At 64.4% G+C, this 14,756-nt stretch carries 13 protein-coding genes; 6 read left to right on the top strand and 7 right to left on the bottom strand.

Features of this window, described 5'->3' with window-relative positions:
• Positions 1–185: 185 nt before the first annotated feature.
• Positions 186–1,247, bottom strand: a complete 1,062-nt coding sequence (gene lptG, locus ACYUME_RS21180) for an LPS export ABC transporter permease LptG (RefSeq protein ID WP_460416718.1) — start codon at positions 1,245–1,247, stop codon at positions 186–188.
• Entirely contained in the window at positions 1,240–2,355 is a 1,116-nt protein-coding gene (gene lptF, locus ACYUME_RS21185) for an LPS export ABC transporter permease LptF (protein WP_460416720.1), read from the bottom strand. Before lptF ends, lptG begins: the two co-directional genes overlap by 8 nt.
• Before the next feature lie 290 nt (positions 2,356–2,645).
• Here lptF and ACYUME_RS21190 point away from each other — a divergent pair, with 290 nt between their 5' ends.
• The 5 genes from ACYUME_RS21190 to rlmF all read left to right on the top strand — a co-directional run bounded on the left by ACYUME_RS21190 (position 2,646) and on the right by rlmF (position 9,134).
• Positions 2,646–4,139 (top strand): leucyl aminopeptidase, encoded by a 1,494-nt coding sequence (locus ACYUME_RS21190; protein WP_460416722.1) that lies wholly within the window; start codon positions 2,646–2,648, stop codon positions 4,137–4,139.
• Positions 4,140–4,189: 50 nt separating this feature from the next.
• Positions 4,190–4,618, top strand: a complete 429-nt coding sequence (locus tag ACYUME_RS21195) for a DNA polymerase III subunit chi (RefSeq protein WP_460416724.1) — start codon at positions 4,190–4,192, stop codon at positions 4,616–4,618.
• Positions 4,619–4,623: 5 nt separating this feature from the next.
• Positions 4,624–4,986 (top strand): DNA polymerase III subunit chi, encoded by a 363-nt coding sequence (locus ACYUME_RS21200; protein WP_279888880.1) that lies wholly within the window; start codon positions 4,624–4,626, stop codon positions 4,984–4,986.
• 189 nt (positions 4,987–5,175) lie between these two features.
• The gene (locus ACYUME_RS21205) at positions 5,176–8,022 is read left to right on the top strand and encodes a valine--tRNA ligase (protein ID WP_279888882.1); all 2,847 of its coding nucleotides are present in this window, start codon (positions 5,176–5,178) and stop codon (positions 8,020–8,022) included.
• 161 nt (positions 8,023–8,183) lie between these two features.
• Positions 8,184–9,134 carry a 23S rRNA (adenine(1618)-N(6))-methyltransferase RlmF gene (gene rlmF, locus ACYUME_RS21210; RefSeq protein WP_279911630.1) on the top strand — a complete coding sequence of 317 codons (951 nt, stop codon included), beginning with the start codon at positions 8,184–8,186 and terminating at the stop codon, positions 9,132–9,134.
• Positions 9,135–9,184: 50 nt separating this feature from the next.
• Here rlmF and ACYUME_RS21215 read toward each other — a convergent pair whose 3' ends face one another.
• Positions 9,185–9,466 (bottom strand): HU family DNA-binding protein, encoded by a 282-nt coding sequence (locus tag ACYUME_RS21215; protein WP_279911629.1) that lies wholly within the window; start codon positions 9,464–9,466, stop codon positions 9,185–9,187.
• 392 nt (positions 9,467–9,858) lie between these two features.
• On the opposite strand from ACYUME_RS21215, the gene yejK reads away from it, so the two are divergent.
• A complete protein-coding gene (gene yejK, locus ACYUME_RS21220) occupies positions 9,859–10,866 on the top strand; it encodes a nucleoid-associated protein YejK (RefSeq protein WP_460416726.1) in 1,008 nt (335 codons plus the stop codon).
• Between the two features lie 162 nt (positions 10,867–11,028).
• Here yejK and ACYUME_RS21225 read toward each other — a convergent pair whose 3' ends face one another.
• The 4 genes from ACYUME_RS21225 to ACYUME_RS21240 form a co-directional block, all read right to left on the bottom strand.
• Positions 11,029–11,319 (bottom strand): GIY-YIG nuclease family protein, encoded by a 291-nt coding sequence (locus ACYUME_RS21225; RefSeq protein ID WP_279888895.1) that lies wholly within the window; start codon positions 11,317–11,319, stop codon positions 11,029–11,031.
• 43 nt (positions 11,320–11,362) lie between these two features.
• Positions 11,363–11,821 (bottom strand): nuclear transport factor 2 family protein, encoded by a 459-nt coding sequence (locus tag ACYUME_RS21230; protein ID WP_460416728.1) that lies wholly within the window; start codon positions 11,819–11,821, stop codon positions 11,363–11,365.
• 111 nt (positions 11,822–11,932) lie between these two features.
• Entirely contained in the window at positions 11,933–13,207 is a 1,275-nt protein-coding gene (locus tag ACYUME_RS21235) for a CynX/NimT family MFS transporter (RefSeq protein ID WP_460416730.1), read from the bottom strand.
• A 13-nt stretch (positions 13,208–13,220) separates the two neighbouring features.
• A complete protein-coding gene (locus tag ACYUME_RS21240; RefSeq protein ID WP_460416732.1) occupies positions 13,221–13,868 on the bottom strand; it encodes a FadR/GntR family transcriptional regulator in 648 nt (215 codons plus the stop codon).
• Between the last annotated feature and the right edge of the window lie 888 nt (positions 13,869–14,756).

Consider the following 14,756-nt stretch of genomic DNA (forward strand, 5'->3'; position numbering starts at 1 on the left):
AAGGGGCGCGAAGCGGCCCCAGGGTCTGCGCCACAAGTCAGATCGCCGGGGCCGCTTCGCGGCCCTTTCCGACCGGTCCGACGCCTCGGCAAGGCCGCTCCTACAGGGGATGGGTAAATCCTGACCATCCTCTTGCGCACAAAAAAGCCGACCCAAGGGTCGGCTTTTTTGTGCAGCTCAGGCCATCAACCCGCCCGGCGCATCAACCACAAGCCCGCCAGCGCACAGATCCCCGCAGGGATCACCACTGCCAGCAACGGCGGGAAGCCGAACACCTGGCTCGATGGCCCCAGCAGGTCCCCGGCGATGCGGAACACGAAGCCCACCAGTACGCCGGTGAACACGCGCTGACCCAGGGTCACGGAACGCAGCGGGCCGAAGATGAAGGAGATCGCCATCAGCACCAGCGCCGCGGTCACAACCGGCTGCAGGACCTTGGTCCAGAACGCCAGCCAGTAGCGCGAGTTGTTCAACCCCTGGTCAGCCAAGTAGTGGATGTAGTCCCACAGCCCGGTGATCGACAGCGACTCCGGCGCCAGCACCACGGTGTTGAGCAGCTCCGGCGTCACCGAAACATCCCACACCTCGTCGGGCGCCTTGACCACTTCGGTGTGATCGCCACGGAAGTAAGTGGTGGAAACGTCGCTGAGCATCCACTTGCCTTCGACGTACTGCGCACGACGGGCGAAGCTGGAGGTCTGGATCTTGCGCTGCTCGTCAAAGCGATAGCGGGTCACACCCAGCAACAGGCCGTTGGGTTGCACCGAGTTGATATGCACGAACTCCTCGCCCTGGCGGTGCCACATGCCGCGCTTGGAGCTCTGCGCCTCGCCGCCGCCCTGGGCCAGCGAACGGTCGGCCTGGGCCTTGTTCTCGGTCACCGGGGCCACGTATTCGCCGATCAGCAGGCCGACCAGCATCAGCACCAGCATCGGCTTCATCACCGCCCAGACGATGCGGCCGATGGATACGCCCGCGGCGCGCATGATGGTCAGTTCGCTGCTACTGGCCAGGCTGCCCAGGCCGATCAGGCAGCCGATCAGGGCTGCCATCGGCAGCATGTCGTAGAGCCGGCGCGGCGCCGTCAGCAGCACATAGGTGCTGGCGTCCAGCACGGTATAGGTGTCGCTCAGGTCACCCATCTCGTCGATGAAGGCGAACAGCGAGGCCAACCCCAGAATGATGCCCAGCACGGCGACGATCGCCAGCAGCACGCTCTTGCCGATGTAGCGATCCAGTTTAACCACGGGCCACCTCCGCACGACGCGCGGCGCGCTTGAGGCGCAGCGGCTCCCAGTACATCAGCGCCAGGCCGATCAACAGGAACAGGCCATGGACCCACCAGATCCCTAGCGAGAGAGGCAGCTTGCCCTTCTCCAGGGCGCCACGCACGGAAATCAGCATCGTCAGATAAGCCATGTACAGAAGAATCGCCGGCAGCAACTTGAGGAATCGCCCCTGGCGTGGGTTGACGCGCGACAGCGGCACCGCCAGCAGGGTCACGACGAACACCAGCAGCGGCAGCGACAGGCGCCACTGCAACTCGGCACGCTCGCGCACGCCGTCATGGCCGATCAGGTCGGTGGTGGGGATGGCCTCGCGCTCGGTCACCTCCTCGGCGACCTCCGGCTTGGGCAGCAGCACGCCATAGGTGTCGTACTTGATCGCGCGGTAGTCGGCCTGGCCCGGGTTGCCGTCGTAGCGATAGCCGTTCTCCAGCACCAGGTAGCGATTGCCGTCGGCCTGCACTTCCTGGTGGCCCTTCTCGGCAACCAGCACCGAGGGCGCGCGGTCCTTGGTCTTGTCCTGGTTGAAACGCTTCTCGGAGATGAACACCCCGGCCAGGTTGATGCGGTCATCGGAAAGCTGTTCGGTGTAGGTGACCCGCGAACCGTCGCGCAGGGTCTGGAAGCGCCCAGGCACCAACGTGTCGAACTCGGTCAGGGTGTCCTGCTGGGCAATGATCTTCTGCACCTGGGCCACGCCCAGGGGGGCCAGGCTCAGGCTCAGCCAGGCCACCAGCAGGGCAACCAGCGCGGCCGGGGCCATGGTCATCGCCAGCAGGCGCTGCTGGCTCATGCCGGTGGCCGACAACACGGTCATCTCGCTTTCGAGATAGAGCCGGCCATAGGCGAGCAGGATGCCGAGGAACAGCCCCAGCGGCAGGATCAGCTGCAGGAAGCCGGGCAGGCGAAAGCCCATGATCATGAACAGCACGCCCGGGTCGAGCACGCCCTGGGCCGCCTGGGCCAGGTATTTGATGAAGCGCCCGCTCATGATGATCACCAGCAGCACGGCGCTGACGGCGCTCAAGGTCACCAGGACCTCGCGGGACAGATAACGAAAGACGATCAAACCAGACACTCCTGGGTTGTCAGGGGCTCAAAGCCAGACGAACGATGCGGGCAGCCAAGCCCCATGCCGGTTCGCCAAGGCGAACCTCCATGTAAAAGTGCGCGCATTATCCTGTGATTGACGGCGCCTGTCACTTGGCTGCGCATGACACTCGATGCCGGGGTTGTCATGAAGGTCGCGGCAGGCTCAAACTGGCAGCTTTTCCGCTGGCAGGCAAAGGTGGCCGCAGCGGCATTCCGAGCGCTTGCACGAGACAGCGCCAACTGACTGATCATTCGGGGACCCCAGACATGGAATTGGTTGTAAAAAGCGTAGCCGCTGTATCCGTCAAGACCGCCACCCTGGTCGTACCGGTGGGTGAAGGCCGCAAGCTCGGCGCCACCGCCAAGGCCGTCGACCTGGCCTGCGAAGGCGCGATCAGCGCGCTGCTCAAGCGTGGCGACCTGGCCGGCAAGCCGGGCCAGACCCTGCTGTTGCACAACCTGCCTGGCCTGAAGGCCGAGCGCGTGCTGCTGGTCGGCAGCGGCAAGGACGAGGCCCTCGGCGACCGTGCCTGGCGCAAACTGGTCGCCAGTGTGGCAGGCGTGCTCAAGGGCCTGGGCGGGGGCGACGCGGTACTGGCCCTGGACGACATCGCCGTCACCGGCCGCGACGGCCACTACGGCAAGTACCGCCTGCTGGCCGAGACCCTCCTGGACAGCAACTACGTATTCGACCGTTACAAGAGCCAGAAAGTCGAACCACGCGCCCTGAAGAAAGTCACCCTGCTCACCGCCAAGGCCGCTCAGGCCGAAGCCGAGCGCGCCGTCAAGCACGCCAGCGCCATCGCCACCGGCATGGCCTTCACCCGCGACCTGGGCAACCTGCCGCCGAACGTCTGCCACCCGAGCTTCCTGGCCGAGCAGGCCAAGGACCTGGGCAAGGCCCACAAAGGCCTCAAGGTCGAAGTGCTGGACGAGAAGAAGATCAAGGACCTGGGCATGGGCGCGTTCTACGCCGTGGGCCAGGGCAGCGACCAGCCGCCACGCCTGATCGTGCTCAACTACCAGGGCGGCAAGAAGAGTGAAAAACCCTTCGTGCTGGTCGGCAAGGGCATCACCTTCGACACCGGCGGCATCAGCCTCAAGCCGGGCGCCAACATGGACGAGATGAAGTACGACATGTGCGGCGCCGCCAGCGTGTTCGGCACCCTGCGTGCCGTGCTCGAGCTGCAGCTGCCGATCAACCTTGTGTGCCTGCTGGCCTGCGCCGAGAACATGCCGAGCGGTGGCGCGACCCGTCCGGGCGACATCGTCACCACCATGAGCGGGCAGACCGTGGAGATCCTCAACACCGACGCCGAAGGCCGCCTGGTGCTGTGCGACACCCTCACCTACGCCGAGCGCTTCAAGCCCCAGGCGGTGATCGACATCGCCACCCTGACCGGCGCCTGCGTCGTCGCCCTGGGCAGCCACACCTCCGGCCTGATGGGCAACAACGACGAGCTGGTCGGCCAGTTGCTCGATGCCGGCAAGCGCGCCGACGACCGCGCCTGGCAGCTGCCGCTGTTCGACGAGTACCAGGAGCAACTGGACAGCCCGTTCGCCGACATCGCCAACATCGGCGGCCCGAAGGCCGGCACCATCACCGCTGGCTGCTTCCTGTCGCGCTTCGCCAAGGCCTACGACTGGGCGCACCTGGACATCGCCGGCACCGCGTGGATCAGCGGAGGCAAGGACAAGGGCGCCTCGGGTCGTCCGGTACCGCTGCTCACCCAGTACCTGCTGGACCGCGCCGGCGCCTGACGGCGCCCGACCGGTGGTGCTCACGCGCCACCGGTCGGCACTGAACGATCATGAGCAAAGTCGATTTCTACATCCTGCCCACCGACTCGCTGTCGGCGCGGTTGGATTTCGCCTGCAAGCTGTGCGAGAAGGCCTGGCGGCTTGGCCACCGGGTCTACCTGCATTGTCAGGACGATGCGCAGCGCAGCGAGCTCGACCTGCGCCTGTGGCAGTTCAAGGGCGAGGCATTCGTGCCCCACGATCACGCCGAACAGCACCGAGACGCCCTCGTCGCACTGGGTGTCGGCACCGATGCCGGCGAACACCGTGACCTGCTGATCAACCTGGGCGGCGATATCCCCGCCTTCGTCGGCCAGTTCGAACGCGTCGCCGAGATCGTCGTCGAGGAACCGGCCATCCGCCTGGCCGCTCGCGAACGATTCCGTTTCTACCGCGAACAGGGCTATGCTCTGCAAGACCACCGCTTACAGCGACTCTGACGAAGATGGACAAGCAGCTGACCTCCCTCACCCATTCCGCCCACCTGCTCGACGATCTTGAATCGATCCGCGAACTGCTGGGCGATTCGGACCTGCAACCGCCGCTGCTGACCGAGACGGTGGAGCAGATTCCCCTGCTGCTCGACGAGCCTGCTGGGACCCCGCCGGCTGTCACGCCAGCACCAGCGCCCGCAGAAGATGCCCAGGCCCGCCGCCAGGACACCCTGTTGCACCTGGACGCCGAGCTGCGCACCGCCGCCCAGCAAATCATGCAGGACGTGATCAACGACTTCACCCCGCATATCGAGACCGAGATCAAGCGACGCCTAGATGCGCGGCTGGAGCGGTTGCTCAAGCGTTCCGAGTGACTCTCTGGGGGCCGCTTCGCGGCCCTTTCGCGACACAAGGCCGCTCCTACAGGGGAACGCGATCTCCTGTAGGAGCGGCCTTGTGTCGCGAAAGGGCTGCAAAGCAGCCCCGGCGCCTGTCGCCTCAACCTCCTGCGTTGGTTATACTTCCCGGCTTTCCCGAATTAATGCCTAAGGGTCCCGCCGCGCATGGATAAGACCTACCAGCCGCACGCCATCGAAACTTCCTGGTACAACACTTGGGAGTCCGAGAACTATTTCGCTCCACAAGGTGCAGGCGAGTCCTACACCATCATGATCCCGCCGCCGAACGTGACCGGCAGCCTGCACATGGGCCACGGTTTCAACAACGCGATCATGGACGCGCTGATCCGCTTCCGCCGCATGCAGGGTCGCGACACCCTATGGCAGCCGGGCACCGACCACGCCGGTATCGCCACCCAGATGCTGGTGGAGCGCCAGCTCGAGGCCAAGGGCCAGAATCGCCATGACCTGGGTCGTGAGAAGTTCCTGGAGAAGGTCTGGGAGTGGAAGGATCAATCGGGCGGCAACATCAGCCGCCAGATCCGCCGCCTGGGCTCGTCGGTGGACTGGAGCCGCGAGCGCTTCACCATGGACGACGGCCTGTCGGAAGCTGTCAAAGAGGCTTTCGTGCGCCTGCACGAGGACGGCCTGATCTACCGCGGCAAGCGCCTGGTCAACTGGGATACCAAGCTGCACACGGCGATTTCCGACCTCGAAGTGGAGAACCACGACGAGAAGGGCCACCTGTGGAACCTGCGCTACCCGCTGGCCGACGGCGCCAAGACCGCCGAAGGCAAGGACCACCTGGTGGTCGCCACCACCCGTCCGGAAACCCTGCTCGGTGACGTCGCCGTCGCCGTCAACCCGAGCGACGAGCGCTACCAGGCACTGATCGGCAAGTTCGTCGAACTGCCGCTGGTCGGCCGTCGCATCCCGATCGTCGCCGACGACTACTGCGACCCCGAGTTCGGCACCGGCTGCGTGAAGATCACCCCGGCCCACGACTTCAACGACTATGAAGTCGGCAAGCGCCACAACCTGCCGCTGCTGAATATCTTCGACAAGAACGCCACCGTGCTGGCCGCCGTACAGGCGTTCAGCCTCGATGGCAGCGTCATCGACGACATCGACACCTCGCTGCCTGCCCAGTACGCCGGCCTCGACCGCTTCGTCGCGCGCAAGCAGATGGTCGCCGACCTCGACGCCCAGGGCCTGCTGGTCAGCATCGACGACCACGCGCTGAAGGTACCGAAGGGCGACCGTTCCGGCACCGTCATCGAGCCGTGGCTGACCGACCAGTGGTACGTCTCCACCAAGCCGCTGGCCGAACCTGCCATCGCTGCCGTGGAAGACGGCCGCATCCAGTTCGTGCCCAAGCAGTACGAGAACATGTACTTCTCCTGGATGCGCGACATCCAGGACTGGTGCATCAGCCGCCAGCTGTGGTGGGGCCACCGCATCCCGGCCTGGTACGACGAGGCCGGCCAGGTCTATGTCGGCCGCGACGAGGCCGAAGTGCGCGCCAAGCACAACCTGGGCAGCGAGGTGAAACTGCGCCAGGACGACGACGTGCTCGACACCTGGTTCAGCTCGGGCCTGTGGACCTTCTCCACCCTGGGCTGGCCGGAGCAGACCGAGTTCCTGAAGAAGTTCCACTCCACCGACGTGCTGGTCACGGGCTTCGACATCATCTTCTTCTGGGTCGCCCGGATGATCATGCTGACGATGCACCTGATCAAGAACGAGGACGGCACCCCGCAGGTACCGTTCAAGACCGTCTACGTGCATGGCCTGGTCCGCGACGGCCAGGGCCAGAAGATGTCCAAGTCCAAGGGCAACGTGCTCGACCCGCTGGACATCGTCGACGGCATCACCCTCGACGCCCTGCTGGAAAAACGCACCAGCGGCATGATGCAGCCCAAGCTTGCCGAGAAGATCGCCAAGCAGACCAAGGCCGAGTTCCCCGAAGGCATCGCCAGCTACGGCACCGACGCCCTGCGCTTCACCTTCTGCTCGCTGGCCTCCACCGGTCGTGACATCAAGTTCGACATGGGCCGCGTCGAAGGCTACCGCAACTTCTGCAACAAGATCTGGAACGCCGCGCGCTACGTGCTGGACAAGGGCGAGGACTGCGGCCAGAACGGTGAGGCCTACGAGCTGTCGCTGGCCGACCGCTGGATCATCTCGCAACTGCAGCGCACCGAAGCCGAAGTGACCCGCCAGCTCGAGCAGTTCCGCTTCGACCTGGCCAGCCAGGCGCTGTACGAGTTCATCTGGAACCAGTACTGCGACTGGTACCTGGAGCTGTCCAAGCCGGTACTGTGGGACGAGAATGCCCCGGTCGAGCGCGCCCGTGGCACCCGCCGCACCCTGGTGCGCGTGCTGGAGGTCGCTCTGCGCCTGGCCCACCCGTTCATGCCGTTCATCACCGAAGAGATCTGGCAGCGCATCGCGCCGCTGGCCGGTATCGATGGCAAGACCATCATGCTGCAACCATGGCCGGTGGCGAACGAGAGCCGTATCGACGTCGGCGCCGAAGGCGACATCGAATGGCTGCAACAGCTGATGGTCGGCCTGCGCAACATCCGTGCCGAGATGAACATCGGCCCGGGCAAGCCACTGCCGCTGTTCCTGAAGAACGCCAACGCCGACGACCAGCGTCGCCTGCAGGAAAACGAAGCCCTGCTGAAGAAACTGGCGAAGGTCGAGTCGTTCACCGTGCTCGGCGAGCAGGACGAAGCGCCGCTGTCGGCCACCGCGCTGGTGGGTGACCTGCAGGTGCTGGTACCGATGGCCGGCCTGATCGACAAGGATGCCGAACTGGCGCGCCTGAACAAGGAAATCCAGCGCCTGCAGGGCGAGGTCCAGCGCGTCGGCGGCAAGCTGTCCAACGCCGCCTTCGTCGACAAGGCCCCGCCTGCGGTGATCGAGAAGGAACGCGCCAAGCTGGCCGAGTCGGAGCAGGCCCTGGCCAACTTCACCGAGCAGCATGCGCGGATTGCTGCGCTGTAACAATCTGATAGACCGCTGGGGCCGCGTTGCGGCCCTTTCGCGACACAAGGCCGCTCCTACAGGACGGCGCCAGCTTGAAAGGCGCCGCTATCCTGTAGGAGCGGCCTTGTGTCGCGAAAGGGCTGCAAAGCAGCCCCACTGCCGGCAACACCGGACCGACCATGACCAACAAACCCACCCTGCACCCACGCAACCGCCACCAGGGCCGCTATGACTTTCCCGCCCTGATCAAGGCGCACCCGGACCTGGCCCGCTTCACCATCACCAACCCCTACGGCAAGCCCAGCATCGACTTCGCCAACCCCGAGGCCGTGCGGGTGTTCAACCGCGCCCTGCTCAAGGCCCAGTACGGCATCCAGCACTGGGATATCCCGGCCGACTACCTGTGCCCGCCAATCCCTGGCCGCGCCGACTACATCCACGTGCTGGCCGACTTGCTGGCCGAGGACAATGCCGGCGAAATCCCCCGCGGCGCCCAGGTGCGCGCCCTGGATATCGGCGTCGGCGCCAACTGCATCTATCCTTTGCTCGGCCACAGCGACTACCGCTGGCGCTTCACAGGCTCCGACATCGACGGCGTGGCCCTGGCCTCGGCCAAGGCCATCGTCCAGGCCAACAAGCTCGACAAGGCCATCAGCCTGCGCCAGCAAGCGCAGCCCAGGCACATTCTCAGTGGCTTGCTGCAGGCCGACGAACGCTTCGACGTCACCCTGTGCAACCCGCCATTCCACGCCTCCCGCGAGGAAGCCACCCGCGGCAGCCAACGCAAGTGGAAGAACCTCGGCAAGCAGGACCCCAAGCGCAAGCTGCCGGTGCTGAACTTTGGCGGGCAGAACAACGAACTGTGGTGCGAAGGCGGCGAGATCCGCTTTGTCAGCCAATTGGTCGCCGAAAGCGCCCAGTACGCGGCCCAGGTGCTGTGGTTCACCAGCCTGGTGTCCAAGGCCAGCAACCTGCCGGGCATCGAGGCAGCCTTGAAGAAGGCCGGGGTGAAGGCCTTGCGCATCGTCGAGATGGGCCAGGGGCAGAAGCAGAGCCGCATGGTCGCCTGGAGCTTCCAGGACGACAGCGCACGCCAGCAATGGCACGCACTGCGCAAATCACAGGCATGAAAAAACCGCGCCCGGGCAAGCCGGGCGCGGTTTCGTCAACGCCTCAACAATTACTTGTTGATGGAGTCGCTCAGAGCCTTGGCAGGCACGAACTTGACGACTTTCTTGGCAGCGATTTCGATGGCGGCGCCAGTCGAAGGGTTGCGGCCGGTACGGGCAGGACGCTCGGTGACTTTCAGCTTGCCGATGCCTGGCAGGGTGATTTCGGCGCCGTTTTCCAGTTGGTCGGCAACGATCTGGCCCAGTTGCTCCAGAGCAGCGCGCGCGGTGGTTTTCGGCGCGTCGATGGATTCAGCGATGTCGGCAATCAGTTGGTCTTTGGTCAGTGCCATGGTGGTGTTCCTTCCCTATCAAATCAGAGGTTGTGCAGCATGCTTGGTCGGTGGTCGGGCCAGCCCGGAGCATTCCAGAGGCCGCGTCGATCGCGTTATGTAGATACGCAAATCGGCGTTTGGTTCGACACCGCGCAAGCGATCTGCCAGCAATGCGCCACCCAAGGGGCGCAAGACCGCGCAAAGCTACCACAGGAATCGATAAATATCCGCTGCCGACAGTGTTTTTGTGCAGGTTTTTCGGGGGTTTTCGGAAAAATCGCAAAATTTTGAACAAAAAACGAACAACTGGCATTTGTGCCAATATCTGGCCACTGCATCGTCCCAACCCTGAGGTAAACTGAGCGACTTTTGCAGCGCGGCTTTTCACCGCTCAGACCACCGAGAATTCCATGCCAATCCGTCATTGCATCGTTCACCTGATCGACAAGAAGCCCGATGGCAGCCCCGCCGTGCTCCATGCGCGCGACAGCGAACTGGCAGCCTCCGACGCCATCGAGAACCTGCTGGCCGACCTCAACGACAGCTACAACGCCAAGCAAGGCAAAGCCTGGGGCTTCTTTCACGGCGAGTCAGGCGCCTACCCGTTCAGCGGCTGGCTCAAGCAGTACCTGGATGAGGAAAAGGACTTCGCCGCCTTCAGCCGCGTCGCCGTCGAGCACCTGCAGAAGCTGATGGAAGAGTCCAACCTGTCCACCGGCGGCCACGTGTTGTTCGCCCACTACCAGCAAGGCATGACCGAGTACCTGGCCATCGCTCTACTGCACCACAGCGAAGGCGTGGCGGTGAACGCCGAACTCGACGTCACTCCGTCGCGCCACCTGGACCTGGGCCAGCTGCACCTGGCGGCGCGGGTCAACCTGTCCGAGTGGAAGAACAACCAGAATTCCAAGCAATACATCTCGTTCATCAAGGGCAAGAACGGCAAGAAGGTCTCGGACTATTTCCGCGACTTCATCGGCTGCCAGGAAGGCGTCGACGGCCCGGGTGAGACCCGCACCCTGCTCAAGGCCTTCAGCGACTTCATGGAGAAAGAGGACCTGCCGGAAGAGTCCGCCCGGGAGAAGACCCAGACCCTGGTCGACTACGCCACCACCCAGACCAAGCTGGGTGAGCCGGTGACGCTGGAGGAGCTCTCCAGCTTGATCGACGAGGACCGGCCCGAGGCGTTCTACGACCATATCCGCAACAGCGACTACGGGCTGTCGCCGGAGATCCCTGCCGACAAACGCACCCTCAACCAGTTCCGCCGCTTCACCGGACGTGCCGAGGGCTTGTCGATCAGCTTCGAGGCGCATTTGCTCGGGTCGAAGGTGGAGTATGATGAGGAAGCCGGGACGCTGGTGATCAAGGGCTTGCCGACGCAACTGATCGACCAGCTGAAGCGGCGCAAGGACTGAGATCGCCGGGGGCGCGTTGCGCCCCTATCGCGACACAAGGCCGCTCCTACAGGGAAACGCGATCATTTGTAGGAGCGGCCTTGCGTCGCGATAGGGCTGCAAAGCAGCCCCAGCGATCTATCAGGACCACAGACGAAACCCGCTCCACCGTCGGCTAGACCACTAACCCCCGACACCGCTATAGGACGCCACCAACGCCTCCTTCGCCGCCTTGCGCAGCTTCTTCACCAACCGCTCCTGACGCAGCGCCTCGCCCTTGTTCGGCCATTGCTCGACATACACCAGTGCCTGCGCCGGGCTGGTCTTGAAGTACCGCGCGCCCTGCCCTTTCTGATGCTTGGCGAAGCGCCGCTGCGGATCGTCGCTGATACCGCAGTACAGCGAGCCGTTGGCGGCGCGCACCAGGTAGACATACCAGGGTTTGCAGTCGGGGGAAGTCGGTGTTTCGCTCACGGCTCGGTTCGGTGCGACGGAAGAGGGCGGCCAGCTTAACGCCTCAGCGCGCCTGCTGGAATGCGCGAAGGCCCTTGAACGCCTGCTGGCGCACCTTGTTCTGCAGCATCGGCGTCCAGCCCAGCAGCACGCCCGGCATGCCCAGCGCCTGACGCGCCCAGCGCCACAGGTCGAAGGTATCGTCGTGCTGGCAGATCAGCCCGTCGCGGATCACGAATCGCGCCTGGATATCGTTGACCACCACCCGCCCAGTCTGGCTGAACAGGTAGGTCGCCACCCAGTGCGCGCCATCGCTGCGCACGTCGTCGAAGGTCAGGGTGAAGTCCTTGGCACGCGAAGTGAGCATCCGCCACATATCGCCCGCGTCACGCCCGCGCAGGGTGCCGAACACCGGGTCGCTGAAGATGATGTCTTCGCTGTAGCAGGCCACCATGGCCTCGGCGTCCAGGCGCTGGAAAGCCTGGTAGAAACGGGTGATCAGGGCGCTGTTGGCATCGCTCATGGACTGTTCCTGCGCAAGGTGCGAAACCCGCAAGATACTGCCTGGATGCCAGCAACACCATGCCCATTCGCGTCATGAATGACGATCGCGGATCGAGCCTGCTGCCACGCCTCAAACGCGCTCGCTGCTGACCTGAACATGCAGCGCCCGACCGGCGCCAAGACCGAACACGATCGCCCCGACGCCCAGCACCGCGAAGATCCAGCCCACCGCGCTCCAGCCTCCGGTCAGGTCGTGCACCAGCCCCACCGCGAACGGCCCCATGGATGCCAGCGTGTAGCCGATGCCCTGGGCCATGCTCGACAGGTTCGCCGCCACATGAGCATCCCTGGAGCGCAGCACGATCAGCGTCAATGCCAGGGCGAAAGTGCCACCCTGCCCCAGGCCGAGCACGATCGCCCATCCCCATAGCCCGCCGATCGGCGCATACAGGCAGCCGAACAGGCCGGCCAGGGTCACCAGCATCACCACCACGATGGCCAGGCGCTGGTCCTTGCCGCGTGTCGCCAACCACGGAGCGCTCAACGAGCTGACCAGTTGCACGATCACCGAGCCGGACAGTACCAGCCCGGCCTCGGTCGGGCTCAATCCGCGACCGATCAGGATCGAGGGCAACCAGCCGAACACGATGTAGGCCAGCGACGACTGCAACCCCATGTACAGCGTCACCTGCCAGGCCAGCGGGTCACGCCACAGGCCGCGCACCCGGTAGGCGACCTTGTGCTGGCCGTGCCCCTGGCGGGTCTGGGGCAACCAGATCAACATCGCCAGCAATGCCGGGATCAGCCAGAAGCCCAACCCCAGCGCCCAGCTGTCAGCGAAGTGATGGCTCAAGGGCACCGTGGCGCCGGCAGCCATCGCCGCCCCCAGGCACAAGGCCATGGTGTAGACGCCGGTGAGCGTGCCGGCATGTTGCGGAAAGTCGCGCTTGACGATGCCCGGCAGCAGCACGCCGATGATGCCGATGCTCGCGCCGGCCATCAGGCTGCCGAGAAATACCCCCGCCACCCCCAACGCACTGCGCACGAGAATGCCCAGCGCCAGCATCAGGAGAATGCCGAGGATCACCCGCTCGCTACCGAAACGACGCGCCAGGATGGGCGCAAGTGGTGCGAACAGCCCCAGGCACAGCACTGGCAGGGTGGTCAGCAGGCCGGCCTGGGAGGCGCTGAGCCCCAGGCCTTCGGCAACCTGCCCGAGTACCGGCGCCATGCTCGACAGCGCCGGGCGCAGGTTCAGCGCCACCAACACCAGACCCAGCAGCAGCAACCAGGGCCGTTGCAGCGGTATGGGTTGTTGCTGGACCTGCTCGTCATCGGCTTCGGCGTCGATCAGCAGTTCATCGAGCTCCGCCTGGCGGGGAGCGATCTCACGTTGTTCGGTCATGGCCTTCTCGCGGTCAGGATTCGATGAGGGTCCGGCTCAGGTGCTTGGCCCGTTCCGGATCGCGTTGTTCGATGGCGTCGAGGATCTGCCCGTGCAGATCGAATACGATCTGGCAGCGGGGCACCGTGGCCATGTTGTGCTGCAGGGCCGCGCCGACCACGCTGGAGAAGTAGCGGTACAGCTCGCTCAAGGCGGGGTTGTGGGCGGCGTCCACCAGGCGCTGATGGAAGATCAGGTCGCATTCGACGTAGGTATCCACATCGCCATGGAAGTGCTGCTCGCTGTGTTGCAGTGCTTCGCGCAGGGCCTGGAGGTCGGCTTCAGTGCGACGCTGTGCCGCCAGGCCGATGGCTTCTGCCTCAAGGATGTGGCGGGTTTCACGGGCGTGTTCGACGGCGCAGCGGGACATGGCCTGTACCGCCTGCAATGGGTCCACGGCGGTGCGCAAATAGCTGCCGTCGCCCTGGCGGATCTCCACCAGGCCGCTGAAGGCCAGCACGCGCATGGCCTCGCGGACGGTGTTGCGGCTGATGCCCAGGTCGCTGGCCAGCTCGGGTTCGGTGGGTAGGCGCTGGCCTACCGACCAGGTGCCTTTGGCGATGCGGTCGCGGAGCTGGTCTACGGCTTGTTCTACCAGGGAGCGTTTGATGAGCGGGGTCATTAGGGGGAACGTCCAGTCATCGGATGAATTTTGTTGAGGTGGGGAGGATAGCGGGTTGGTTGGGGCGGGGCAAGGGATCGGGATCGGGATCGGGATCGGGATCGGGATGATTGTTTTGATTTTTTTATGCGCATTCATTGGCGATGGTGACGCATAGTCACCTTTCCGCCCTTACGGCGGGTCACTTTTTGTCAAACGCGACAAAAAGTAACCAAAAAACGCTGCGCTCCATTCATCCGGCCCCTACGCTTCGCTCCGGGGTTCCCTCGCTCCGTTCTTGCTCCCGGGAGGACCGCGCTGAACGCCCCATCCTGGGGCGCAGCGCTTGACGGGCATCCATGCCCGTCACCTCCCTCCGCAAGAACTCCACTCGGCCTCCTGAAGTCGCAATTGGCGGCGCCTGGACTATCGCGCGCTTAGAAGCAAGAGCAAGAGCAAGAGCAGAAACTTCAAATTAGCTCTTGGCCAGTTATTTATATATTGGTTGTTCTGGCCCTTTCGCGGGTAAACCCGCTCCCACAGGAGAGTGGTGGAAGTTGAAGGCATGCATAACCCTGTGGGAGCGGGTTTACCCGCGAATACGGACTTGAGATCACCCAGTTGCAACTAGCGTCAGCTGCGCCAGCCCAGTCGCCGCCCCTGCCTTCGCGACTTCAGGAGGCCGAACGCAGGACTTGCGGAGGGAGGTGACGGGCATGGATGCCCGTCAAGCGCTGCGGCCCAGGATGGGCCGTTCAGCGCGGTCCTCCCGGGAGCAAGGCCGGAGTGAGGGAACCCGAAGCGAAGCGTAGGGCCGGATGAATGGAGCGCAGCGTTTTTTGGTTACTTTTTGTCGCGTTTGACAAAAAGTGACCCGCCGTAAGGGCGGAAAGGTGAATAAGCGTCGAC

Source organism: Pseudomonas sp. microsymbiont 2, assembly GCF_054788395.1.

Coding starts and splice junctions, on each gene's coding strand:
- ACYUME_RS21190 (WP_460416722.1), top strand. CDS start 2,646: ATGGAATTGGTTGTAAAAAGCGTAGCCGCTGTATCCGTCAAGACCGCC.
- ACYUME_RS21195 (WP_460416724.1), top strand. CDS start 4,190: ATGAGCAAAGTCGATTTCTACATCCTGCCCACCGACTCGCTGTCGGCG.
- ACYUME_RS21200 (WP_279888880.1), top strand. CDS start 4,624: ATGGACAAGCAGCTGACCTCCCTCACCCATTCCGCCCACCTGCTCGAC.
- ACYUME_RS21205 (WP_279888882.1), top strand. CDS start 5,176: ATGGATAAGACCTACCAGCCGCACGCCATCGAAACTTCCTGGTACAAC.
- rlmF (WP_279911630.1), top strand. CDS start 8,184: ATGACCAACAAACCCACCCTGCACCCACGCAACCGCCACCAGGGCCGC.
- ACYUME_RS21215 (WP_279911629.1), bottom strand. CDS start 9,466: ATGGCACTGACCAAAGACCAACTGATTGCCGACATCGCTGAATCCATC.
- yejK (WP_460416726.1), top strand. CDS start 9,859: ATGCCAATCCGTCATTGCATCGTTCACCTGATCGACAAGAAGCCCGAT.
- ACYUME_RS21230 (WP_460416728.1), bottom strand. CDS start 11,821: ATGAGCGATGCCAACAGCGCCCTGATCACCCGTTTCTACCAGGCTTTC.
- ACYUME_RS21235 (WP_460416730.1), bottom strand. CDS start 13,207: ATGACCGAACAACGTGAGATCGCTCCCCGCCAGGCGGAGCTCGATGAA.
- ACYUME_RS21240 (WP_460416732.1), bottom strand. CDS start 13,868: ATGACCCCGCTCATCAAACGCTCCCTGGTAGAACAAGCCGTAGACCAG.